General features: G+C 61.4%; 16 protein-coding genes. 13 read left to right on the forward strand and 3 right to left on the reverse strand.

Translation table 11 applies throughout. The features are described 5' to 3' along the window. Positions 1 to 55: 55 nt before the first annotated feature. The 11 genes from ABIB60_RS02530 (at position 56) to ABIB60_RS02580 (ending at position 11,156) form a co-directional block, all read left to right on the forward strand. A complete protein-coding gene (locus ABIB60_RS02530; RefSeq protein WP_354577498.1) occupies positions 56 to 1,393 on the forward strand; it encodes an MBL fold metallo-hydrolase in 1,338 nt (445 codons plus the stop codon). Between the two features lie 24 nt (positions 1,394 to 1,417). Continuing rightward, on the forward strand, positions 1,418 to 1,756 hold the full coding sequence (locus tag ABIB60_RS02535) for a rhodanese-like domain-containing protein (protein ID WP_354577500.1): 339 nt from the start codon (positions 1,418 to 1,420) through the stop codon (positions 1,754 to 1,756). A gap of 144 nt (positions 1,757 to 1,900) precedes the next feature. Next, positions 1,901 to 2,539: a class I SAM-dependent methyltransferase gene (locus ABIB60_RS02540; RefSeq protein WP_354577501.1), complete on the forward strand. Its 639-nt coding sequence runs from the start codon at positions 1,901 to 1,903 to the stop codon at positions 2,537 to 2,539. 29 nt (positions 2,540 to 2,568) lie between these two features. Beyond that, complete coding sequence (locus ABIB60_RS02545; RefSeq protein ID WP_354577503.1) at positions 2,569 to 3,129, forward strand: YeeE/YedE family protein; 561 nt, start codon at positions 2,569 to 2,571, stop codon at positions 3,127 to 3,129. 126 nt (positions 3,130 to 3,255) lie between these two features. Next, positions 3,256 to 3,666 carry a DUF6691 family protein gene (locus ABIB60_RS02550; protein WP_354577504.1) on the forward strand — a complete coding sequence of 137 codons (411 nt, stop codon included), beginning with the start codon at positions 3,256 to 3,258 and terminating at the stop codon, positions 3,664 to 3,666. A gap of 64 nt (positions 3,667 to 3,730) precedes the next feature. After that, positions 3,731 to 4,792 (forward strand): LLM class flavin-dependent oxidoreductase, encoded by a 1,062-nt coding sequence (locus ABIB60_RS02555; protein ID WP_354577505.1) that lies wholly within the window; start codon positions 3,731 to 3,733, stop codon positions 4,790 to 4,792. Between the two features lie 215 nt (positions 4,793 to 5,007). Next, complete coding sequence (locus ABIB60_RS02560) at positions 5,008 to 7,509, forward strand: TonB-dependent siderophore receptor (RefSeq protein ID WP_354577507.1); 2,502 nt, start codon at positions 5,008 to 5,010, stop codon at positions 7,507 to 7,509. A 113-nt stretch (positions 7,510 to 7,622) separates the two neighbouring features. Further along, the gene (locus tag ABIB60_RS02565; RefSeq protein WP_354577509.1) at positions 7,623 to 8,921 is read left to right on the forward strand and encodes a PepSY-associated TM helix domain-containing protein; all 1,299 of its coding nucleotides are present in this window, start codon (positions 7,623 to 7,625) and stop codon (positions 8,919 to 8,921) included. Positions 8,922 to 9,012: 91 nt separating this feature from the next. Beyond that, a complete protein-coding gene (locus ABIB60_RS02570; protein ID WP_354577510.1) occupies positions 9,013 to 10,065 on the forward strand; it encodes a bile acid:sodium symporter family protein in 1,053 nt (350 codons plus the stop codon). Positions 10,066 to 10,230: 165 nt separating this feature from the next. Continuing rightward, complete coding sequence (locus ABIB60_RS02575) at positions 10,231 to 10,680, forward strand: ankyrin repeat domain-containing protein (RefSeq protein WP_354577512.1); 450 nt, start codon at positions 10,231 to 10,233, stop codon at positions 10,678 to 10,680. 236 nt (positions 10,681 to 10,916) lie between these two features. Continuing rightward, entirely contained in the window at positions 10,917 to 11,156 is a 240-nt protein-coding gene (locus ABIB60_RS02580; protein ID WP_354577513.1) for a hypothetical protein, read from the forward strand. Here the strand turns inward: ABIB60_RS02580 and ABIB60_RS02585 are convergent. The 3 genes from ABIB60_RS02585 to ygiD all read right to left on the reverse strand — a co-directional run bounded on the left by ABIB60_RS02585 (position 11,122) and on the right by ygiD (position 17,621). Then, positions 11,122 to 13,812 carry an MGH1-like glycoside hydrolase domain-containing protein gene (locus ABIB60_RS02585; RefSeq protein ID WP_354577514.1) on the reverse strand — a complete coding sequence of 897 codons (2,691 nt, stop codon included), beginning with the start codon at positions 13,810 to 13,812 and terminating at the stop codon, positions 11,122 to 11,124. The two genes, ABIB60_RS02580 and ABIB60_RS02585, sit on opposite strands and share 35 nt — an antisense overlap. A gap of 350 nt (positions 13,813 to 14,162) precedes the next feature. Then, positions 14,163 to 16,637, reverse strand: a complete 2,475-nt coding sequence (locus ABIB60_RS02590) for a M1 family aminopeptidase (RefSeq protein WP_354577515.1) — start codon at positions 16,635 to 16,637, stop codon at positions 14,163 to 14,165. Between the two features lie 147 nt (positions 16,638 to 16,784). After that, on the reverse strand, positions 16,785 to 17,621 hold the full coding sequence (gene ygiD, locus ABIB60_RS02595) for a 4,5-DOPA-extradiol-dioxygenase (RefSeq protein ID WP_354577516.1): 837 nt from the start codon (positions 17,619 to 17,621) through the stop codon (positions 16,785 to 16,787). Positions 17,622 to 17,996: 375 nt separating this feature from the next. Here ygiD and ABIB60_RS02600 point away from each other — a divergent pair, with 375 nt between their 5' ends. Continuing rightward, positions 17,997 to 22,859 carry a DUF8696 domain-containing protein gene (locus tag ABIB60_RS02600; protein ID WP_354577518.1) on the forward strand — a complete coding sequence of 1,621 codons (4,863 nt, stop codon included), beginning with the start codon at positions 17,997 to 17,999 and terminating at the stop codon, positions 22,857 to 22,859. A 72-nt stretch (positions 22,860 to 22,931) separates the two neighbouring features. Continuing rightward, the gene (locus ABIB60_RS02605) at positions 22,932 to 23,900 is read left to right on the forward strand and encodes a PorP/SprF family type IX secretion system membrane protein (protein WP_354577520.1); all 969 of its coding nucleotides are present in this window, start codon (positions 22,932 to 22,934) and stop codon (positions 23,898 to 23,900) included. The last annotated feature ends 128 nt before the right edge of the window (positions 23,901 to 24,028 follow it).

Consider the following 24,028-nt stretch of genomic DNA (forward strand, 5'->3'; position numbering starts at 1 on the left):
GCCGGCTCCGGCGGTCCTGGTATCTATTCATTTTCCTCTCTAGTTGCTTTTTGCCATGAAAATCGAGCAGTTTGAAGACAAGGGCCTGGCCCACTTTTCCTACGCCATCCTGAGCGAGTGCGCCCGTGAAATCGTGCTCATCGACCCGGCCCGCGACCCGCAGCCGTACTACGATTTCGCCCGGGCCCACGAGGCCCGCATCGTGGCCGTTATCGAGACGCACCCGCACGCCGACTTCGTGAGCAGCCACCGGGAAATTGCCCAAGCTACCGGGGCCAGTATTCGCGTCAGCAAGCTTGTAGGGGCCGATTATCCGCACCAAGGCTTTGATGAAGGTGACGCTTTCACTATCGGCAAGCTCACTTTCCAGGCCCTGAATACGCCCGGCCACTCCCCCGATTCCATTAGCATTGTACTCAGCCGCGAGGGCCAGGATGTGGCCGTTTTCACCGGCGATACGCTGTTTATTGGCGACGTGGGCCGGCCCGACCTGCGCGAAAAAGCTGGTAACCTCACCGCCCAGCGCGAGGAGCTGGCCCGGCAGCTGTACCACTCGTTGCGCAACAAGCTCCTGCCCCTGGCCGATACTGTGCTGGTGTACCCGGCCCACGGCGCGGGCAGTCTCTGCGGTAAGGCCCTGAGCGGGGCCAACAGCAGCACAATCGGCGACGAGAAATTCGGCAACCCCATGCTGCGGAACATGAGCGAGGCGGAGTTTGTACGGGAATTGCTGGCTGACCAGCCGTTTATCCCCAAATATTTCGGCTATGATGTGGCCTTGAACAAAGCCGGCGCTCCGGCCTTCGCCCCCAGCGTGCAGCAGGTACCGCGCCTGATGGCTGGCGCCGATTTGCAGCCCGGCGCGGTGCTGGTGGATGCCCGGCCCGAGGCCGAATTCAAACAAGGCCACGCCGCAGGCGCGCTCAACATTCCGCAGGGCGGCAAATTTGAAACCTGGCTGGGTTCGATTGTCGGCCCCGAGGAGCGGTTTTACCTGATTGCCCCCGACGAGGCCACCCGGGAAGACCTGATCCGCAAAACCGCCAAAATCGGCTACGAGGCCCTGATGCTAGGGGCCTTGGTGGGCACCCCGGATGCGGCTGCCACCCTGCCTAAGCTCGATGTGGCGCAATTCCGCCAGCACCCGGCGCAGTACACCATCGTGGATATCCGCTCGGCCACCGAGCACCGCGACGAGCCGCTGTTTGCCGGTTCGCTCAATATCCCGCTGCCCGAATTGCGCGAGCGGGCCTCGGAAGTTCCGGTGGACAAGCCCGTAGTGGTGCATTGCGCCGGCGGTTACCGCTCGGCAGCGGGCAGCAGCATTGTGGCCGCTGCCTTGCCCCAGGCTACTGTTTTCGATTTGGGCGAAGCCGTTAAGTCGTTTTTTTAATCCTCCCTCCTTTTCCCTTGTCTGATGTTTGATTTCCTGAAGCCCAAGCCCACTGCTTACCAGAATCTGAGTCCCGAGCAGTTTGCGGCAGCCTTGCGCCAGCCCGAAGCGCTGCTGCTGGATGTGCGGCGGCCCGAGGAGTTTGCCGGCGGCCACCTGCCCGGCGCCCTCAACGTAGAGGTTACCGCCCCCGATTTCGCCCGGCGCGTGGCCACCCTCGACCACAGCCGGCCGGTGTACGTGTATTGCCGCAGCGGGGCGCGCTCCGCCACGGCAGCCCGGCAGCTCAGCGAAGCCGGCTTCCCCGCCGTGGCCCATCTGGTGGGCGGCGTCCTCGACTGGCCCGGCCAGCTGGTGCGGTAACCCGGTGTAGAGAAGCGACACTTCGCGTCTCGTCGTTGCTGATGTTGTTTACTGAGTGCGGTTCCGGGTCGTTCAACGACGAGACGCGAAATGTCGCGTCTCTACACTGCTCAACCTATTTTTCTCTCTTATTTCCTTTCCAAGATGGATGCTTCCGCGGCCGATAAGGCACACTGGGAAAAGATATACGCCCACAAGCAACCCCAGGAGCTGAGCTGGACGCAGCCGGTGCCCGCTACCTCTTTGCAGTTTATCGAAGCCTTCAACCTGCCCCCAGAGGCCCCGATTATCGATGTGGGCGGCGGCGACAGCCGGTTGGTGGATTACCTGCTGGCGGCCGGCTACCGCAACCTCACGGTGCTGGATATTTCGGGGGCGGCCTTGGCGCGGGCGCAGCAGCGGCTGGGCGCAGCGGCCCGGCACGTGCGCTGGGTGGAGGCCGATGTGCGCGCCTTTGTACCGCCCACCCGCTACGCCCTCTGGCACGACCGGGCCGCGTTTCACTTCCTGACCACCGCCCCCGAAATAGCCCACTACCTGCACTTGGCCCGCACGGCCGTGGAGCCCGAAGGCTACCTGACGCTGGGCACGTTTTCGCCGGCCGGCCCCACCAAGTGCAGTGGCCTACCCATCCGCCAGTACAGCGAGGCCAGCCTCACGGCCGAGCTGCGCACCGGGTTCCGGAAGCTGCGCTGCCTCACCGAGGACCACCAGACGCCCTTCCAGACCACCCAGAACTTTTTGTTCTGCTCCTTTCAGCGCCAGCCGGCTATGGCGGCCTGACTTCTCTTCTTCCTGTTTTTCTGTTAATTATGCTTGATTTGCTTCGCCAGCCCTGGCCCTGGTACGTGGCCGGGCCACTCATTGGCCTCACGGTGCCGGCTCTGCTACTGCTCGGTAACAAGGCCCTGGGCATTAGTAGCTCGCTGCGCCACATCTGCGCCGCCTGCGTACCCGCCGGGCTGCCGTTTCTTACTTACAACTGGCGCAAGGAGGCCTGGAACCTGTGGTTTGTGCTGGGCATTGCCCTGGGCGGCTTTCTGGGCTACCGCGTGCTGGGCCACCCCGAGGTCATTGCCATTTCAGCGGCCACCGTGCGCGACCTGCGCGCCGAGTTGCACCTCACTGATTTTTCCGGATTGCTGCCCCAAGAGCTGTTTGCCCTCAACAACCTGAGCCAGTGGCAAGGCTGGGTATTTATGGTGCTGGGTGGCTTTCTGGTGGGCTTCGGCACGCGCTACGCCGGGGGCTGCACCTCGGGCCACGCCATTTCGGGTCTGTCCAACTTGCAATGGGTGTCACTGGTGGCCGTTATCGGCTTTTTCGCGGGCGGCCTACTCATGACCTGGGTGGTATATCCGCTGTTGTTTTAGGAGGGAGTATGGATAACGGATTAAGGACTTAGCTGAGGTTCCAACAATCACATCCATGTCCTCACTCCTGACGTCCTTAGTCTATACTCCTTCATCCCTAATACTTAATTCCACCACGTCCCCAAAATGAAAAATCTTAAATATCTCGTGCTGGGTACGCTGTTCGGCGTTATCCTGACCAAAAGCGAAGTGGTGAGCTGGTTCCGGATTCAGGAGATGTTCCGGTTTCAGAGCTTCCACATGTACGGCGTTATCGGCTCGGCCATTGTTGTCGGGATGCTGTCCATTCAGCTCATCAAGCGCAACCGCCTGCGCACCATTGGCGGCGAGGAAATCCGGCTGGCCGACAAGCAGTACAGCCACGGCGTCTGGCTGGGCGGACTGCTGTTCGGGTTGGGTTGGGCCATTACGGGGGCTTGCCCGGGCCCCTTGTTTGCGCAACTGGGCAGCGGCGTACCGGCCGCCGCCATCATGATTCTGGCGGCCCTGGTCGGCACCTGGACGTACAGTGCCCTGCGTGATAAACTACCGATGTAAGCCGGCGCATCGGGTAGGCGCAGAGCCCGTAAACTAACCGGCTCATTCGGTGGTTATATTCCCTATGAATTCCACTGACTCAACTTCCCCGACTATACAACTCAGCGTGCTCGACCAGTCGCCAGTGCCGCTGGGGCGCACCCCGCGCGAGGCCCTGCAGCACACCGTGGAGCTGGCCCGCCTTACGGACCGGCTGGGCTTTACCCGCTTCTGGGTTTCCGAGCACCACAACACCCGCACCCTGGCCGGCTCCGCGCCCGAGGTGCTGCTGGCCCGGCTCGGAGCCGAAACCCAGCGCATCCGGCTGGGTTCGGGCGGCGTGATGCTGCCCCACTACTCGGCCCTGAAAGTGGCCGAGAACTTCCGCCTGCTAGAAGCCCTCTACCCCGGCCGTATTGACCTGGGCATTGGCCGCGCCCCCGGCACCGACCGGATTACGGCCCACGCCCTCAATCCCCATAATGCCTTCCGCGACGAAGACTTTGCCGAGCAGCTCATGGACTTGCGGGCTTTCTTGCGGGACGAGGTGGTGGAAGATACCATTCATGCCAAGGTGAAAGCCGCTCCATTCGTGGATACCGTGCCCGAAATGTGGCTGCTGAGCTCCAGCGGGCAAAGTGGCTTATTTGCGGCTCACGTGGGCGCGGCCTTCAGCTTTGCGCACTTCATTAACCCCAACGGGGGCCCCCGCATGGTCCAGACCTACCGGGAGCGGTTCCGGCCCTCCCCCGAACTGGCCGCCCCGCAGGCCAACGTGGCCATCTTTGTGGCGTGCGCTGATACTGCTGGCCATGCCCAGGCCCTGGCCGATAACCTGGCCCTGCAGATGCTCAAGCTCGAAACCGGCCAGTTTACCCCCATTGAGGCTGTGGAAACGGTGAACGTGCGCCACCTCTCCGCCGATTTGCAGGCCCGGTTGGCCTACCATCACTCCCGCATCATTAGTGGCACCCCCGATAAGGTAAAGGCCGAAATTGACCAACTGGCGGCCTCTTATGGGGTGGATGAAGTGGTAGCCGTAACCATCACCCACGATTATGACGACCGGCTTCGCTCCTACGAGCTCCTGGCCGATGCTTTTGCCTTGCAACCGCAACTGCATCGGCGGGCTACGGTACCAGCATAGACTGCTTTACTTACCCCACTAGCAAAAGCCCGGTCAATGGCCGGGCTTTTGCTATTACTACTACCTCCTACTGATGAGCTAAAACCCAATAATATACTGCTGTTCAAATGCTTACTGATTAATATAGATTTTTTCTAAAGAACTGTTTTGAATCTATCTAAATAGAGCTGAGCTTTGCATTGTTTTAAATCAATCTAAACAAGCTTCCCGCTCTGATGTCTCGCCCTCTACCGCTCTTCCTTCTTCTTTCCCTGGCCGCCGCTACTCCCTCCCTCGGCGGTGAACTCATCCCTACCCGCTTGTTGCACAACGGCGACGATGATACTGCACAGCGGGGCCGCCTGAGCGGGCACGTGCTTGACGAGAAGGGCCAACCAGTGGAAGGCGTAACGGTAGCACTGAAGGGCACGGCTTTTGGCACCACCACCAACACCGATGGCAGCTTCCGCCTAGCGGCCCCGGCGGGGTCCTACCAGCTGGTGGTGAGCAGCCTGGGCTACGGCACCCAGGAAGTTACTGTGACCGTAACGGGCGGCGAAACCACCAGCGTACCGGCCTTCACGGTGCAGCAAAACCAGCAGCAGCTCAATGAAGTGCGCGTAAACGGCAGCCGCAGCCTTAATGAGCGGCCCGTGGCCATCGGCAAGCTGCCCATTGCCCCGCTTGATTTGCCCCAGAGCACCTTTACCGTGGAGCGCCAGACGCTGGAGCAGCAGCAGGTGCTGCGCGTGAGCGACGTGCTGGCCAACGTGAGCGGGGTGTACGTGAGCGGCAACACGGGCGGCTACCAGGAAGAAATTTCGGGTCGGGGCTTTGCCTTTGGCAGCAGCAACACCTTTAAAAACGGGGTGCGCTACAACAACAGCATTCTGCCCGAAACCAGCTCCCTGGAGCGGTTTGAGGTGTTGAAAGGCAGCAACGCCATCCTCTACGGTAACGTGGCCGCCGGCGGCGTGCTCAACTTGGTGACCAAGAAGCCCCGCTTTGAACAAGGCGGCTCAGTGGGAATGCGCGTGGGCAGCTACGATTTCTACAAGCCCACGCTAGATTTGTACGGGGCCGTGAACGGCAGCGAGCATGTGGCCTTCCGGGTGAACACCACCTACGAGAACAGCCGCAGCTTCCGCAACGAGGTAAAGGGGGAGCGGTTTTACGTGAACCCGTCCTTGCTTTTCAAAATTGGCCGCAAGACCGATTTTCTGCTGGAAGGCGACTACCTGAAGGATAACCGCACTCCTGACTTCGGCATTGGGGCCATCAACTACCGCATTCCGGATGTGCCGCGCGGCCGTTTCCTGAACACCAGCTGGGCCAATATTGGCACGGAGCAGAAATCGACTACCGCTACCCTCACCCACCACCTCAACGAGGACTGGCAGGTGCGCGGCGTGGCGGCTTACCAAGGCTTCAGCAACGACCTGCGCTCGGCCTCCCGCCCCAGCAATGTGCGCGACTCGGTGGACGTGTACAGTGGGGTGGATAAAAACGGTAAGCCCATTAAAATTCTCACCGGCAGCCCCGCGTTGTACGGTAACCAGGTACGCGGCCTGCAGGCCAGTGAAACCAAGGAAGACTACTTTCTGGGCCAGCTGGACGTGACGGGCAAGGTGCAGACCGGCTTCCTGAAGCACACCGTGCTGGTGGGCATGGACGCCGATAAGTACAATACCCGCGCCATTGCCTACAACGCCATTGGCCGCTACGACTCCATTAACGTGTTTGAGCCGGAGCGCTACGTTGAAAATAACACCGTCCCGAACTTCACCCGCAACACCCGCACCTACTCGCCCATCCGGCGCGTGGGGGTGTATGTGCAGGACCTCATCGAAATTACCGAAAAGCTGAAGCTGCTGGCCGGGGTGCGCTACAGCTACCAGGAAACCGGCACCTACCGCTTCACGCACGCAACAACCAGAACGCCCGAATCTTTCACCCGCGATAAACGCTACGACGACGCCTTCTCGCCCCGGCTGGGCTTAGTATACCAGCCGCTGAAAACCTTGTCGGTTTTTGCCTCCTACGCCAACTCCTTTAACACCAATGGCGGCAAGGATAACACCGGCGGCGCCCTGCCCCCGTCCATCATCGACCAGTACGAGGTGGGCGTGAAGAACGAGCTGTTCAACGGGCTGCTCTCGGCCAACCTGACGGCCTACCGCATCGTGAACAGCAACCTGGCCCAGACGATTCTGGTGGACGCGCCCAATTACAACATCAACATGCCCGCGGCCCAGGAGCTGGCCGGGGAGGTGACCAGCAAGGGCGTGGAGCTGGACGTGCAGAGCAAGCCCATGCAGGGCTGGTCGGTGATTGGCGGGTACAGCTACAACCGCACTGCCTACACCGAAAGCAACATCTACACAATCGGCAGCCTGCTGCGCTACAACCCCAACCACACGGCCAACGCCAGCGTGTTCTACACCTTCGAGAACGGCCTGCTACACGGCCTGAACCTGGGCGTAACTACCCTCTACATCGGAGAACGGCAGGCTGGCCGCAGCACCCGGGGCAACGTGGTAAACGACAATTACCGCCTGATTCCGCTGCCGTCCTACACCCAGCTCGACGCCTCAGTGGGCTACACCTACGACCGGCTGAGCCTGCGACTGAAACTCTCGAACGTGCTTAACAAGCTGAGCTATAACGTGCACGATGACAACAGTGTGAACCCCATTGCTCCGCGCCAATTTGCCGCAACCGTAGGCTACCGCCTGTAGGCATTACGTGAGTGAACGAGTACTTTAGTGAGTGAGACAACCCGGAAGTAACTGGCTGCAACCAGAAACTTCCGGGTTTTCCGTAAAATTTCCGAACTGTGTTTTTCTGAGTTATGAAAGTCTTTTTCCGCAACATTCACCTCTACCTCAGCCTGGTTTCGGGGCTGATTATTGCCGTAGTGTGCCTGACCGGGGCCGTACTGGTATTTGAGAAGGACTTGGAGCAGGCCTGGCACCCCGAGCGGTATTTTGTGCAGCCCGCCCCCACGGCCGCCCTGCCCCTGGCCCGCCTGCAGCAAGCCGTACAAGCCTATAAAGCCGACGCCAAAATTACGGGCGTTAAAGTATACGCCGACCCCACCCGCACCGTGGAGTTCAGCCTGGCCGGCGGCCCCGAGGGCGGCAAAAAGCCGGAAGGCGGCGAAGTCACAGCCCCCCGATCCGAGCAAGCCCGCGGCTCCCGTCCAGAAGGTGGCCAGGAAGCCCGCGGCGGTGAAGGCAAGGGGGAAAAAGGCCCGGAGGGCAAGGGAGGTAAAGGTGGCAAGGGCGGTGAAGGCGGCCGGGGCCCGGTGGTATTCGTAAACCCTTACACTGCCGCCGTAACCGGTGAGCTGAACTACCGCGAAACGTTTTTCTTCACCATGATGGCCCTGCACCGGGGCATGGTGGGCGGCCCCGTGGGCAAGCTCATCGTGGGCGTAAGCACGCTCATGTTCCTGTTCATCATCGGTACCGGCCTGGTGCTGTGGTGGCCCGCCACGCGTAAGGCCGTGAAGCAACGGCTCAAGGTAAAGTGGAACAGCGGCTGGAAGCGGCTCAACCACGATTTGCACATTGTACTAGGCTTCTACGCGGCGTTGTTCCTGTTTGTGTTTGCGTTTACCGGCCTGGCCTGGTCGTTTGAGTGGTTCAACAAGGGCATCTTTGCGGTTACCAACTCGCCTATGGAGCGCCCCGAGCCCCCGGTTTCGGTGGTGCCCGCGGCTACAGCTGTAGCAACGGCCGCCCCAGCCGGCGCCTTTACGTCTGATGCCGCCCTCACCCGCGCCCGGCAGTTGGCTCCCCAGGCCGTTTCCTACGCCCTGCAGCTACCCAAAGACTCTGCCGGCAGCATTCGGGTAGCTACGCTGCGGCCCAATGCCGTGTACGAAAACGCCACTGATGAAGTATTCCTCGACCAGTACTCGGGCCAGGTGCTGCGCGAGCAAACCTACGAGCAGCGCAACCTGGGCCAGCGGGTGCGGGGCTTGTTCAAGCCCGTGCACACAGGTTCTATCTTCGGCTGGCCTTCCAAAATCATCAGTTTGATTGTGTGCGTGTTGGGCTTCACCTTCCCCATTACCGGCATTATCATGTGGCTGAATCGCCTGAAAAAAGAGCGTAAGAAACTGCGGCGCGTAGCGGCGGCCTAATCCCGCGCGGTATTTAACCTTCCGGCTGCCGCTGCCGTACGTTTCCAAGGCGTCGGGCTGCTTTTAGCCCGACGCTTTTATTTTGCCCCCTATGCCACAGCCCGTTTCCTCCCCCCTCGCTCCCACGCCCTTGCCCCCCACCGAGAACCGCCTGGTAGCCCTGCTGCGCCGGGCGGGCCTGCTCGATTGGTTTCTGCTGGGGCTGGTGGGCGCGGTGGTGCTGGCCTATTGGTTTCCGGGAGCGGGCAGCAAAACCAGCCCCATTCCCTGGAAAACCATTACCACGGCCGGCGTGGCGCTTATTTTCTTTTTCTACGGTCTGCGCCTGAGCCTGGATAAGCTTCGGGCCGGCTTGCGCAACTGGAAGCTTCATATCGTAGTCCAGCTGATTACGTTTGTGGCGTTTCCGGTACTGGCCCTGGCGGTGCGGCCCTTGTTTGGTGGTGATAAGGGCGAGTTACTCTGGCAAAGCATTTTCTTTCTGTGTGCCCTGCCCAGCACGGTTTCCTCCTCGGTAGTGATGGTGAGCATGGCGCGCGGCAATCTGCCAGCGGCCATTTTCAATGCCAGCATCAGCAGCCTGCTCGGCATTGTGCTTACCCCGCTCTGGACGAGCCTGTTTCTGCATACCTCCGCCGACAGCGGCCACCTCTGGGGCCTGGCCCTCAGCCTCACCTGGCAGGTAATCTTGCCAGTTGTGGCCGGGGTGTTGCTTAGCCGCCGCTTCGGGGCGTTTGCCGAGCAGCACAAAGGCAGCCTGCGCATCTCCGACCAGATTGTGATTCTGCTGATTGTGTTTACGGCTTTCTGTGAGTCGTTTGCGGAGGGCATTTTCCGCAGCTATGCCCCCACCGATGTGGCCTTGTTGGGCCTGGGCATGGTGGGGCTGTACCTGGCCATTTTTGGGGTGGTATGGGCTATCAGCAACGTGCTGGGCTTCTCGCGGGAAGACCGGATTACGGCCTTATTTTGCGGCTCCAAGAAGTCGTTGGTGCACGGCAGCGTAATGGCGAGCCTGTTGTTTCCAGGTATGGCCGCTACGGGCTTGCTGCTCTTGCCATTAATGCTCTACCACGCCCTGCAAATTATTCTGGCCAGCATGATGGCCCAACACATGGGTCGTCAGGCAGAGGCAAAGTCCTAATTCAGTTACGCCGGGCTTAGCTGTTTCTACGCCTCTGACTGGGGCGCTATCAGCCCCAAGACCGAGCGGCTGAAGGTAGCAGCGGAAATTGAACAAATTGAGGTATTCCGGTATGACTGGTTTATCTTTGAGTTTGCGTCCCTCTTCCCGCGTGTATTTCCCGGCATGAAAAAACTTCTTCTCGGTTTCGCTCTATTTTTTGCTACTGCCGTTTCTGTGCAGGCGCAGACACCTACCCAGAAAGTGTATGCAGCCGTTATGAAAAACCAGGTGGCGGCGCTTGAAACCTTACTGGCGGCCGGGGCTGATGTCAATGCCACGGTTGAAATGATGCCCGGCTTCCCAACCACTTTCCTGTTTCTGGCCGCTGAAAACGGCCATTTGGAGGTGGTAAAAACCTTGCTCAAGCACAAAGCCCAGATAGATAAAACGGATTCTTTCAGTATGACGCCCTTGATGGCGGCGGCGGCCAAAGGCAACCTGGAAATTGTGCAGGCCCTGCTAACCAGCGGCGCCAACCCCAAGGCCAAGGACAAGGACGGCAAAGATGTGCTGGCCAACGCCAAAGAAGGCGGCAACGCCGACGTAATCAAGCTGATTCAGAGCAAACAATAGATTTTGCACTCTATACGTACGCAAAAGGCCCGGTAAAACTACCGGGCCTTTTGCGTACGTGTAGCACTGGTGAGTACTGCTTTCGGGCATCAGCGCATAGCTACATCTATATAATGCTATTCATCGACGGTGTAAGGCAGTCTGCCGCACACTATTTTTGGGGCGGGACTATTTTGGTGGGAACTAAGTACCAGCGCTTTAGGCTTTGTGCTGCCGAAACATATCTATACAACTACATGCTTGACTTACAACTGACTAGCGCCGGTTTTTTTGAAATATCCGGGCCAGTTGAGCCCCAGCAAGCTGGCAGCACCTACGTGCGGCCCCGCCGCACCGAAACGGTACGCATTTTTATTCCGGCCGACACAAGTGAGGTAGAGGTATACGCCGGCACCTTGCGCGACAGCCGCTTGGTGTTTCAGGGGCCGGTAGAGCAGGCGCTTAGCTTGCCGTGGCTGCTCCCCCTATCAAACTAGCTGCTTGGTTTTCGGGTAGCTGGTGGCGCAGCAGGCGCACAATGAGGCCCGTCCAGCCGGTTTGGTGGCTCGCCCCCAGTCCCCGGCCCGTGTCGCCGTGGAAGTACTCATGAAACAGCAGGTAGTCGCGGAAGTGGGGGTCGGTTTGCAGCAGCTCATCATCGGCGAAGGCGGGGCGGCGGCCGGCTGAGTCCTTGAGAAACAGCTTGGTAAGCCGGCCCGACAACGCATCGGCAATTTCCTGGAGCGTGAGGCGCTGCCCGGAGCCCGTGGGGTATTCCACCCGGAAGGAGTCGCCGTAGTAGCTGTGGAAACGCTGCAAGGACTCAATGATGAGGTAGTTGATGGGAAACCAGATGGGGCCGCGCCAGTTGCTATTCCCCCCAAACATGCTACTCTCGGCTTCGCCGGGCACGTACTGCACGGTAAAGTCGGTATCGACGGTACTATACACGTACGGGTTTTCCAGGTGGTAGCGCGACATAGCCCGGATACCGAAATCGGACAGAAACTCCTGCTCATCGAGCATGCGCTTGAGCAAGTGGCGCAGGCGGCTACGGCGCAGCAGGCTCAGCAAGTGGCGGGCACCTTTGCCCTGCTCCTGCCAGCGAGCTACCAGCTGGGCTAAATGGGGGCGGTTTTCGAGCAGCCAGCGGGCCCGCTCCGTAAACTCGGGCAGGGAGTTGAGCAACTCCTCATCAATAACCTCCACGGCAAACAGCGGAATCAGGCCCACGATGGAGCGCACGCGTAGCTTGGTGCGGGCGTCGTCGGGGGTATGGAGCACGTCGTAGTAAAACTGGTCTTCCTCATCCCAGAGGTTGAATTGTCCGTCGCCGCCGCGGGTCATGGCGTCGGCAATGTAGAGGAAGTGCTCGAAGAACTTGCCGGCCATTTCCTGGTATACGGGATTATGGCTGGCCAGCTCCATGGCCATGCGCATCATATTCAGGGCAAACATGGCCATCCAGCTGGTGCCGTCGCTCTGCTCAATATGGCCGCCGGTGGGCAGCGGGGCACTTCTGTCAAATACGCCAATATTATCCAGCCCCAGAAAGCCGCCCTCGAAGATATTCCGCTCACTTTTGTCCTTGCGGTTTACCCACCAGGTAAAGTTCAGGCTAAGCTTGTGGAAAACCGCCTCCAAGAAGGCCGTGTCGCCCTGGTTGTCGCGCAGCTTCTTGTCCATCTGGTACACGCGCCAGGTGGCCCAGGCGTGCACGGGCGGGTTCACGTCATTCAGGTTCCACTCGTAGGCCGGTAGCTGACCGCTGGGGTGCATGTACCAGTCGCGGCAGAGCAGACGCAGCTGGTCTTTGGCAAAATCGGCATCTACCATGGCCAGCGGAATGCAGTGGAAGGCCAAATCCCAGGCCGCGTACCAGGGGTACTCCCACTTATCAGGCATGGAAATGATGTCTTGGTTGTGCAGGTGGCGCCAGTTGCTGTTGCGGCCCTTGCGACGGCGGGCCGGCAGGCGGGGTAAGGCCGGGTCGCCGTCCAGCCACTGGGTTACATCATAGTAGTAAAACTGCTTGCTCCAGAGCATGCCGGCAAAGGCCTGGCGCTGCACGTTGCGCGCATCGGCGGAGGGCGGCAGCTCCTGTTGCATGCACTGGTAGAAGTCATCGGCATCCTGCAGGCCGGCAGCCATTACCTGCCCGAAATCGGCGAAGGGCTGGGCCAACTCCTGTTGGCTGAGGCGCAGACGTACCACCCGGGCCTCACCAGGAGCAATTTCCAGGGGGTGGTGAGCAGCCATCTTGGTGCCGCCCCGGTTCGGGTTAACGGCCGTCACGTCGCCTTCCACCACGTAATCATTGATGCCGTCCTTGTAGTAGCGGCCGGTGCCGGTGGGTCCAAATGGGTCGCCGGTGCGGTGGTAGTTGGTGTTGTTGTCGCAGAAAAGCAGGGCGGCGGGCTCGTCGCAGTACACGTGGTAGCGGCCCAGGGCGGCGTGGTCGGCGGTGGCGGCAGCGGGGCCGGTGGCCCGCAGCGTGGGCGCCGCGCCGCTGGGCGCATGCCCCCAGGCCCAGGTATTCCGAAACCACAGCGTAGGCAAAATGTGCAGAGGAGCCGCCTCGGGGCCCCGGTTGTGGGCCGTTATCTGCAGCAGAACATCATCGGGGCCGGCCTTGGCGTATTCAATAAACACATCGAAGTAGCGGTTCTCAGCGAATATGTTCGTGTCAAGCAGCTCGAACTCGGGCTCCAGGCGGGTGCGGGCGGCATTTTCCCGGCGCAGCTCCTCATACGGAAACTCCTGCTGCGGATACTTGTACAGCATCTTCATGTAGGAGTGCGAGGGCGTGCTATCAAGGTAATAGTACAGCTCTTTCACGTCCTCGCCGTGGTTGCCCTGGCCGTTGGTGAGGCCAAACAGCCGCTCCTTCAGCATCTCGTCCTGCCCGTTCCAGAGGGCCACGCTCAGGCACAGGTGCTGCTGGTCGTCGCAAATGCCACCCAGGCCCTCCTCGCCCCAGCGGTAGGCCACGCTACGGGCCAAATCGTGGGGCAGGAAGTTCCAGGCGTTGCCATCGGGACTATAATCCTCGCGCACCGTACCCCACTGGCGCTCCGTGAGGTAGGGGCCAAATTTCTTCCAACGAGCCTCACCGGTCTGGTGTTGAGCTAAGCGTACTTGTTCCTGCGTCATACCATTGGGGAAAATTATCCCAGCCCAAAGGTACGCGCTTGGGCGCACAGAGTTGGCCCGACTGGTTGTGGGTTTGCCGGCCTGCAGCGTATTCAGTCCCAAAACCAGTCAAATCCCAACCATAAGAACCGGTAATGCACAGGGTATAAAGACGCGACACTCCCCGTTACACAACCCGCACCATCCACCTGTCGTCCTGAGCTTACGAAGGATCTTCTCACGTTGCAACAGTTTGTTTATGCGTGATAAGGTCCTTCACTTCCCTCAGGATGACAAGGGTTTTCATCTTTCTAAACGGCTTCAACCTTAGCAACGAGGAGACGCGAATACGCGTCTCGACACCGTGCCGACTACTTCGCGGCTTCGATTTCGGCTACGGCGGCGGTTACCTGCTGGGCTACCAGGGTGGCGTTGGGGCGCTTGGCCTGCTGCTGCTCAATCTGACGGAGTAGGCCGATGAGGCGGGATGCATCAATGTAGGGCTTGTAGCGCACCGTCAGGTCTTTGATGCGGGTGATGCCTTCGGTCAGGACTGTGGGGTCGTCGAGGCGGCCCATCATATCGCCGAGGCCGGCCAGCATGTCGAACTGGCTGTTGGGCTCGGCAGCGTCGTACTTGGCGCGCATCAGGGGCCACTCGGCGGCGCTGCCGGCTTTGCCATACACTTGCACCAGCGCCACCGTCAGCCCACCCTTATTGTCGGCCTCGAAGGCTTTGGCGCGCGCCAGGGCCTGCGCGGGTTGTAGCGGCAGCAGTCCGCGCAGCGCGGCCCCCTGCACCCGGTACGAAGAATGGGCCAGGGCTTTTGTGAACAAGGGCGCATACTGCTTATCCTGCACCGAGCCCAGGGCCAGGAGGGCCGCTGCCCGCACCTGCGCCGAGGCATCGGTGGCGGCCAACCGGGCCAGAACCGGCGCGGCGGCCTTGCGCGAAGCAGCATTTTGGAGGTCAAGGGCCTCAATAGCAAACTGGCGCAGCACCGGAGAGGCATCGGTGAGGCCGGCCGTCAATAGCTGCCGGGCTACTGGCTCCGAGGACGGTGTTTTCAGCTGGTTCTGGGCGGCGGCCAGGGCTTCGCGCCGGTCGAGGTAGCGGGGGGCGAGGCGGAGCTGGGCGGCGTACTCGGCGAGGGGCTTATTATCGGTTTTCTGCCACAGCAGCACCTTGTCGGCATCCACGTTTACCAGCTCCGGCTTGCTGGCGGCCGGAAAGCGGAAGGTTTCGGTGGCCTGGTGCACCATTACCTGGTGGCGCTGGGGCTTACCGCTCACGTACACATCCACGGCAATGGGCAACTGGAAAGGCAGGCCGGGCTGGGTTTGCTTGATGGTGACGGTCTGCTCCCGGCCGCCGGCGTCGTAGCCGTAGTCGATGCTGACGATGGGGTGGCCGGCGCGGTAATACCACTGGTTGAAAAACCAGTTCAAATCCTGACCCGAGGCCTGCTCCAGGGCCAGCCGCAGCTGGTGCGGCTCCCCGGTACCGAAGGCGTTCTGCGTCAGGTAGGTTTTCAGGCCGTTGAAGAATACCTGCTCGCCCAAATAAGTGCGCAGCATATTCAGGATGCTACCGCCCTTCTGGTAGCTCACGGCATCAAAGAGGTCCTCCTTGTCGGCGTACTGGTAGCGAGCCAGCTGCTGCGAGTGGTTGGCGGGGTTGCCGAGGTAGTTGCGCAGACTGCGGTAGGCCTGGGCCGCGCCGGCATCGGGGCCGTACTCGTGCTCGGCCCAGAGCACCTCCGAGAAGTTGGCGAAACTCTCGTTCACGGTCAGGTTGCTCCAGCTTTCAGCCGTCACGTAGTCGCCAAACCAGTGGTGAAACAGCTCATGAGCCACTTCCCGCTCCACCAGCGTGTAGTCCCAGTCGGCCACCTCCCGGGCCGAGCCCTGGGCATGAGGCCCGAACAAAGAGGCCGTAGTATTCTCCATGGCCCCGCTCACGTAGTCGCGCACCACCACCTGGGCATACTTGTTCCACGGATACGCCACCCCCAGCCGCTCAGAAAAGAACTCCAGCATGCGTGGCGTCTTACCGAAAATGGCCTGCGTCTGGCCCGCGTACTGCGGCTCCAGGTAGTAGCTGACCTCCTTCCCGTGCCAGGTTTCGGTGGTTTTGCGGAAGCTGCCCACCGCCAGCATAAACAGGTAGGGCGCGTGGGGCTGGTTCATTTTCCAGGTATCGGTGCGCAGGCCGGGGCCGGCGGGCGTCTGGCTTATCAGGGCCCCATTGCTGAGCGTGACGTACTTGGCGGGCACGGTCAGGCTGATTTCGGAAGTGGTTTTCTGGTTGGGCTTGTCGATGGTGGGAAACCAGGCCGAGTTGGACTCCGTTTCGCCCTGGGTCCAGATTTGCACCGGCTTACCGGACACGGCGCTGTCGGGGTTGATGAAGTACAGTCCCTTGGCTCCCCCAATGGCGGCGCTGCCTTTAATGTCCAGCTCGTCGGGCTTGGCCGTGTACTCGATATAAACGGTGTACGCCTCACCCGCCGGCACCGCCCGCCCCAGCTGAATCAGGAGCTTGCGCTGGTTGTAGGTGTACTTAAGCGGCGTAGACTCGTTATTCTGCACCAGATTCACCGCCTTAATATCCATACCCTTAGCATCCAGCCGCAGGGAATCGGTGGCGTAGCCGTGGGGCTTGAGCGTCACCCATTCCTTACCATAGGCGTAGCGCTTGGCATAGTCGAAACGCAGGTCCAGCCGGGTATGCACCAAGTCGTTGACTTTGCGCTCGGCGGCGCGGTAGGTGGTTGCGGTAGTTTGGGCGGTGGCGGCCGTGGTGGCCGCTGTCAGGCTGATAGTCAGCAGAAGGATATGGCGCATAGAGGACGCAAGGTAGAAAACTTGCGCTCTGACAGATGCCGCCAACCGCACAGGCGTTGCCTGGCAGTAGCGCGAACTGCAAAGTTCGCGTCCCCGCGCCAATAGAACCGTTGGAACGGCGCGGAGGCGCGAATTTTGCAGTTCGCGCTACTGCCCTACCACAAACGTGCGCATGCTCAGGCCACCGTACTCCACGGCTTCGTAGGCGTGGCGGATGTCGTCGTCGGGTTCGGCCAGAGCCAGGCTGTAGAGCAGCGGGATGTAGTGGTCGGGGGTGGGCACGGCCAGGGCCCCGCTGGCGCCCGCCTGCTGGTAATGGGCCAGGGCATGCAGGTCGCGCTGGTTGATTTTGGCCTTGGCCCACTCGTCAAACTCCGAGGCCCAGGCGTAGGGCGTGGGGTCATCGGCCATGAGCTTGGGCATGCTCTGGCGCAGGTTGTGCACGATGTTGCCGCTGCCCAGAATCAGGACGCCCCGCCGCCGCATAAACTGCAGCTGCCGGGCCAGCTCGGCGTGGTAGGTCAGGGGCTGGTGGTAGTCGATGCTGAGCTGAAACACCGGAATATCGGCCTCGGGAAATATATGGTGCAGCACCGTCCAGGTGCCGTGGTCGAGGCCCCACTCATCGGTGGGGTGGGCATCGGGCAGGGCCTGCAGTACTTCCCGGGCCACATCGGGGGCCCCGGGCGCGGGGTACTGCATGGCAAACAGCTCCTGCGGGAAGCCGCCGAAGTCGTGGATGGTTTCGGGCCGCTCATTTACGGCCACAAAAGTGCCGCGTGTGAGCCAGTGCGCCGACACCACCAGCACGGCCCGCGGGGGCTGCCGGTTCCGGATATCCAAACCCAGCCGGTGCAGCGTTTGGGTAAACGGGTTATCGGCCAGCGCATTCATGGGAGACCCGTGCCCCACGAAGAGCACGGGCATTTTGGCGGTTTGCTGGAAGCTACTGGCAGTTTTATGGAGGTCTTGCAGGGAGTTCATAGCCGTAGTTAAGGGCAGCGCACCAAGTAGGTGAAGGAGGTGGTGGCGCTGCGGGTGGTTATCGGGTAGTGACAGCAAAAGTACCCGCCGGAAAGCAGTAGCGCCTTGACCTGGGATAAGAAATGCGCGTTGCTCCCTCCCGAAGCTGTCGGCTCCTACCCGCTTACCTTTTACTCAATAAGGCACTACTTTTTGCTGCACTATTCATACATTGTTTTGCATGAATGGGGCAGAAGATAAATAAGGGGGTTACAACCCAGGCTACTGCCTACTTGGCAATAACCAGCCCTTTGGTTTCGTTTAATAAACAGAATAGCAGGCACTTTTCCTTCCGCCAGTTGCTTATCTGTCTGCCCCACCCTGCCCCGCTCCTCTATGCCCACAACGCTACCACCGCCTGCTCCCGTATTTCTGCCGAACACTGCCCCACCCGGCCAAACCTGCCGCTGGCAGGCCCGCCCGACAGCCGGGTGGCTTCTGCCGCTGCTCCTGCTGCTGCTGACGGTTGTTTCCGCCCTGGGCCAGGGTACCCCGCCCCCGGAGTGCAGCCAGGACGAGAAGTTTGCCAACACCTGGTACTTCGGGCACAAAGCGGGCCTTGATTTCAACCAAGCCACCGACTCCATCCCGCCCACAGTACTCACCGATGGCCGGATGACGGCCCCGTTTGGCTCCGGGGTGATGTCGGATGGTAACGGCCGGCTGCTGTTTTACACCAACGGCGACACCATCTGGAACCGGGACCACTCCATTATGGGCACGGGCCTAGGCGGCACGCCCCGCTCCACCGATGGAGCCCTGGCCGTGAAGAAGCCTGGCAGCTTTATTTCCCAAACTGCCCCCACGCGCTACTACGTATTCGCCCTCAACGACACCATTGGCCTGTGCTACTCGGAAATTGAGATTCCCGCCGGCGGGGGCGCGGGTACCATTATCAGCCGCAATAACCTGCTGGCCCGCGGCACGGCTCACAAGCTGACGGGCGTATTCCACAAGAACGGCTGCGACATCTGGATTATCGCCCACGGCTGGGGCAGCGCCAAAACCGGCAACAACAACCGGGGCGACGCCTTTCTGGCCTACCGAATAACAATTAATGGAGTACTGCCAGTAGTCAATGGAAACCCTAATCCAGTAATTTCTTCCGTCGGCTCTTTGCATGCGCCCAGCGTGGCCAGGCAAGGCTACCGGGGCCAGATGAAAGTGACGCCCGACGGCCGGCAACTAGCTCTGGCCCGCTTCAGTGAAGTGGCCGGGGACAGCTCCAGCACGGTGGAATTATTTAGTTTCGATACCAACACGGGCGAGGTTTCGGCCAGTGCTCAGACGCCTTTTATTGTGGACAGCAAGGAAGGTGGTTACTACGGGGTGGAATTTTCGCCCAGCCAGAACCGGCTGTTTGCCACCGTACTAAACCCGGCTAAGCTGCTGCAGTTCGACTTGCGCGCACCGAGCGTGACGGCCAGCAAAATCAGTATTCCGCTCAAGCAGACGCCCCCGGCCAACCTAGGCTCCATGCAGGCCGCCCCCGATGGCAAAATTTACGTAGCCCGCGAAAATCAGCCGGCCCTGGGTTTCATTCCGAAGCCTGATGCCTTCCCCGATTCGGTGGGGTTTGTCGTGGCCTTTGCCGAGGACAGCCTGCTGCTAGGTGGGCGCCGGAGCGGGCTGGGGTTGCCCAACTTCAACCAAAGCTCCTTGCTGCGGGTGGGGCTTCAGGCGGAACTGACGGCTTGCCGAACGGTAAAATTCCAGGCCCCGGCTATTGATTTTGCCCCGCAGACCTACCTCTGGACCTTCGGCGACGGCACTACCTCCACCGAAGCTAACCCCACGCACACCTATGCCCAGCCAGGCGACTATACCGTAAAGCTGCGCATTACCACCGACTGCTTCTGTCGGGAAAGCCAGGGCCTGTTCCGGGTGCCGGGCCTCCCCGTTCCCGGCAGCATTGCCGCCGACCAGAACGTGTGCGCCGGCTCCACACCGGCCCCCTTCACTAGTACTGCCCCCGCCACTGGTGACCCAATTCTACGGGTGACCTACCAGTGGGAAACGTCCACGGATAACGCCACTTGGTCGGATGTTCCGGGTGCTACGGGCGCTACTTACCAGCCTACTAACACATTACCGGCGGGCACCTATTATTTCCGGCGGCGGGTGCAGCTTCTGCTCGCCAACGGTAACCTGTACTGCGACCCAACCTTCACTGCCTCGGTGCGGCTGACAGTAACGCCGGCCCTGGCTGCGGGCACCATTGCCGCCGACCAGACGGTGTGCGCCGGCAGCCCCGCCGCGCCCCTCACCAGCAGTGCCCCCGCTACCGGCGGCGCCGGCAACCCTGTCTACCAATGGCAATTATCCACGGATAACACCACTTGGACGAGCACCGCCGGAGCGACGGGGGAGACCTACACACCGGGCACCCTGACGGTTACTACCCTGTTCCGCCGCCTAGTTAGCTCCGGGCCCTGCACGGCCGTGTCGAATACCGTCACCATCACCGTGGCCCCCGCTTTAGTTGCCGGCACCATTGCCGCCAACCAGACGCTCTGCAACGGAGCCGCACCCGCGCCGCTTACCAGCACCACGCCCGCCGCGGGTGGGCCGGGTCCGGTGGCGTACCAGTGGGAATCCTCATTGGACAATGCTGCTTGGGCGGCTGTTGCCGGGGCTACCACCGCCGATTACGCCCCCGGCCCACTGACGGCTACCACCTATTTCCGGCGGCGGGCTGTTTCGGGAGCCTGCGGGCCGGTTTACTCCAATACGGTGACGCTGACGGTGGCCCCGGTACTCACTGCCGGCGCCATTGCCGCCGACCAAATTCTGTGCTCGGGCGCTACGGCTGCCCCGCTCACCAGCACTACCGATGCGGCCGGTGGCGCGGGAGCAGTAACGTACCAGTGGGAATCGTCGGCCGATAACACTACCTGGGCCGCCCTGCCAGGTGCAACCAGTGCAACGTATACTCCGGGGCCCCTGACGGCTACCACCTACTTCCGCCGGGGCGCTACCGCCGGAACCTGTGGGCCAGTGTACTCAAACGTGGTAACCCTGCGGGTACTGCCTACTCTCACGGCCGGCAGTATTGCTGCCGATCAGAGCATCTGCAACGGCGCTACGCCTGCCCCGCTCACCAGCAGCGCGGGAGCCAGCGGAGGCACAGGTAGCTTTGATTATCTGTGGGAAGCATCGTTGGACAATGTAAGCTGGAATACCATCAGCGGGGCTACGGGTGACACCTACTCCCCCGGCCCGCTGACCCGCACCACGTACTTCCGCCGCCGGGTTACTTCCGGTAGTTGCGGGCCGGAGTACACGGCCTCCGTGGTCATTACGGTGGCTCCGATTTTGGTGGCGGGCACTATTGCTGCCGACCAGACAGTGTGCCCCGGCGCTACGCCGGCTCCGCTGACGAGCGGAGGGGCCGCCAGCGGGGGGATTGGAGAGGTAACCTATCAATGGGAATCATCCTTGGATAACAGCACCTGGGCGGCTGTTTCGGGCGCAACGGGGGCAACGTATGCCCCAGGGCCGCTCACGGCTACCACCTATTTCCGCCGCCGGGCCACGGCCGGAGCTTGCGGGCCAGTATACTCCAACGTGGTAACCCTAGCGGTAACGCCAGCCCTGGTAGCTGGCAGCATCGGACAAGACCAGACCGTGTGCCCCGGCGCGGCCCCGGTTCCGCTTGCCAGCACCACCAACGCTACCGGCGGCACGGGCAGCTACACCTATCAGTGGGAATCTTCCTCGGATAACGCCACCTGGACCACTATTCCGGGAGCCAATGGAGCCACATACGCTCCGGGGCCCCTCACGGCTACTACCTATTTCCGCCGCCGCGTTACTTCCGGACCCTGCGGCCCGGAGTACTCCAACGTTATTACGCTGACGGTACTACCCACCCTCACGGCTGGCACCATTGCCGCCGACCAAGACATTTGCGCTGGCACAGCCCCTACCCCGCTTACCGGCGGCGGGGCCGGTGGAGGCACGGGCACTTTCGCCTATCAGTGGGAATCTTCCTTGGATAACAGCACTTGGGCGGCCATTGGCGGAGCAACCGGCGTAACCTACGCTCCGGGCCCGCTCACAACTACCACCTACTTCCGCCGCCGCGTAACATCGGGCACGGGCACCTGCGCTACGGTCATTTCCAACGTGGTAACGGTGCGGGTGCAGCCCCGCGTGACGCCGACCGTAACGCTGGCTTCCCCGCCCGTAGAGTGCCCCGGTACTCCACTCACCTTTACGGCCGTGGCCGCCAACGCGGGCCCCGCGCCTACTTTCCAGTGGTTTGTGAACAATGTGGCCGTAGCCAGCGGCCCTACCTTCACCAGCAGCGCCCTCGTTACCGGCGACCAAGTGCGGGTGGAGGTAACGCCCTCGGCAGGCCTGTGTAGCACGGGCCCGGCCGTGGCTACAGTTACCGTCACGCGTATACCTACTCCTGCGCCCACGCTCAGCATTGCGGTGCAGCCGGGAGGCCCCGTGTGCCTGGGGGCTCCGCTCACATTCAGTATTGCCAGCGTAACGGGGGCCGGCCCCACGCCCCAGTATCAGTGGCAGGTGAATGGCGCTGATGTGGCGGGGGCCACGGGCCCGGTGTTTACCAGCACTACCCTTCGCGCAGGGCAGTTGGTAACGCTCCGCTTGCGCACCACTAACACCTGCGCCCAGCCCGTCACGGCCATTTCCAACGCCATTGCCGTGCGCATTCAGCCGCCCGTAAACGTGGATGCTGGTCCCGACAAGGAAGTTTTGGCCGGCAATTCCGTGACGCTGGAAGGCCGCGCCGATGGCCGCTACCCCGTGCGCTGGACGCCCTCCCAGACGCTGCGCTTCTCCGGTGATTCTCTGAAGCCCATAGCCTCGCCCACCGTTACCACAACCTACACGCTCTCGGCCGGGAGCGGGGGCTGCGCCGACTCCGACGAGGTAACCGTGGTAGTACGCCCACCCATTCGGATTCCGAACGCCTTCACGCCCAACGGTGACGGCCGCGACGATACCTGGCAGATTGAGTTCATTGAGCAGTTCCCCGACAATACCGTGACGGTGTTCAACCGCTGGGGCACCAAAATCTTCTCCGCCAACAACTACGGCCGGGCCAATGAGTGGCGCGGCGACATTAACGGCCAGCCCGCTCCGGTGGGCACCTACTACTACGTCGTCGTCACGAAGGGCCCCCTGGGTAGGTCCTACAGCGGGTCGATTACGATTCTGTATTAACCTAGGGTGGCCGGCCGCGCACCCTGCGCGGTCGGACCCTCCTTCCTTCGACAGCACTACCACCAAACAGGTATGAAACGAGCCTTACCTCTGCTGCTTCCGCTGCTGCTGTTGGCTGCCGCCCCGGCCCTGGCCCAGCAGCAGGCCCAATACAGCCAGTACATGAATAATAACTACATCCTCAACCCCGGCGCTACGGGCGTGGAGGATTATATTGACGTGAAAGCCAGCTACCGCACCCAGTGGACGGGGCTGGAAGGCGCCCCTAAAACCTACTACCTCAGCGCCAGCTCCTCGCTGGGCAAGTGGCGCACCACCAATAAGCGCACCCTCAATGACCGGCGGCGGCCCTTTCACGCCATTGGGGGGCTGGTATACAACGACCAGACCGGACCCACCAGCCGCAAGGGCGCCTACCTTTCCTACGCCTACAACCTGGTGCTGCGGCCCAACCTGCGGGCGGCCCTGGGCGTGGCGGCGGGCATGCAGCAGTTTGCCGTGGATGGGACGCAGCTACGGTTTTTCGACCCTACCACCGTAGCCCCCAGCGACGCCGCCCGGGTGCCCGATGCCTCCATTGGCCTGTGGGTGTATAGCTCCGATTTTTATGTGGGCGTATCGGGGGCGCAGCTGCTGGCCAACAAGCTTAACTTCTCCTACGGTCCCACCACCCTGGCCGAAGGCGCGGGTAACTCCCTCAAGCGGCACTATTTCGCTACGGCCGGGGTGCGGGTGCCTCTCTCCAACGACTGGTCGTTGGTGCCCTCAGTGCTGGTGAAGGCCGTGCAGCCGGCCCCCGTATCCCTCGACCTCAACGCCAAGCTCAAGTACCAGGATTTGCTTTGGGGCGGGGTGTCGTGGCGGGCGTTTGATTCGTTTGTGGCCTTGGTGGGCCTCAACTACGAGCAGTTCACCTTCGGCTATTCCTATGATGCGGGCCTTTCGGAGCTGGCCGGCTACCACGGCGGCAGCCACGAGGTGCTGGTGGGCCTGCGCCTCAAGAAGAAGACCCAGGTAGTCTGCACCAACCGGTTCTGGTAGGGTTACTTTATAGAAACGTCATGCAGAGGCGCAACGGAGCATCTCGCATGTTGACGTTGAAATGCTAACCGGCATGCAGAGGCCGGAGGCCGAAACATCTCTACCGCTTCGTTGCCAAACTAACTGTC

Source organism: Hymenobacter sp. UYP22, assembly GCF_040547285.1.
Classification (GTDB): domain Bacteria; phylum Bacteroidota; class Bacteroidia; order Cytophagales; family Hymenobacteraceae; genus Hymenobacter.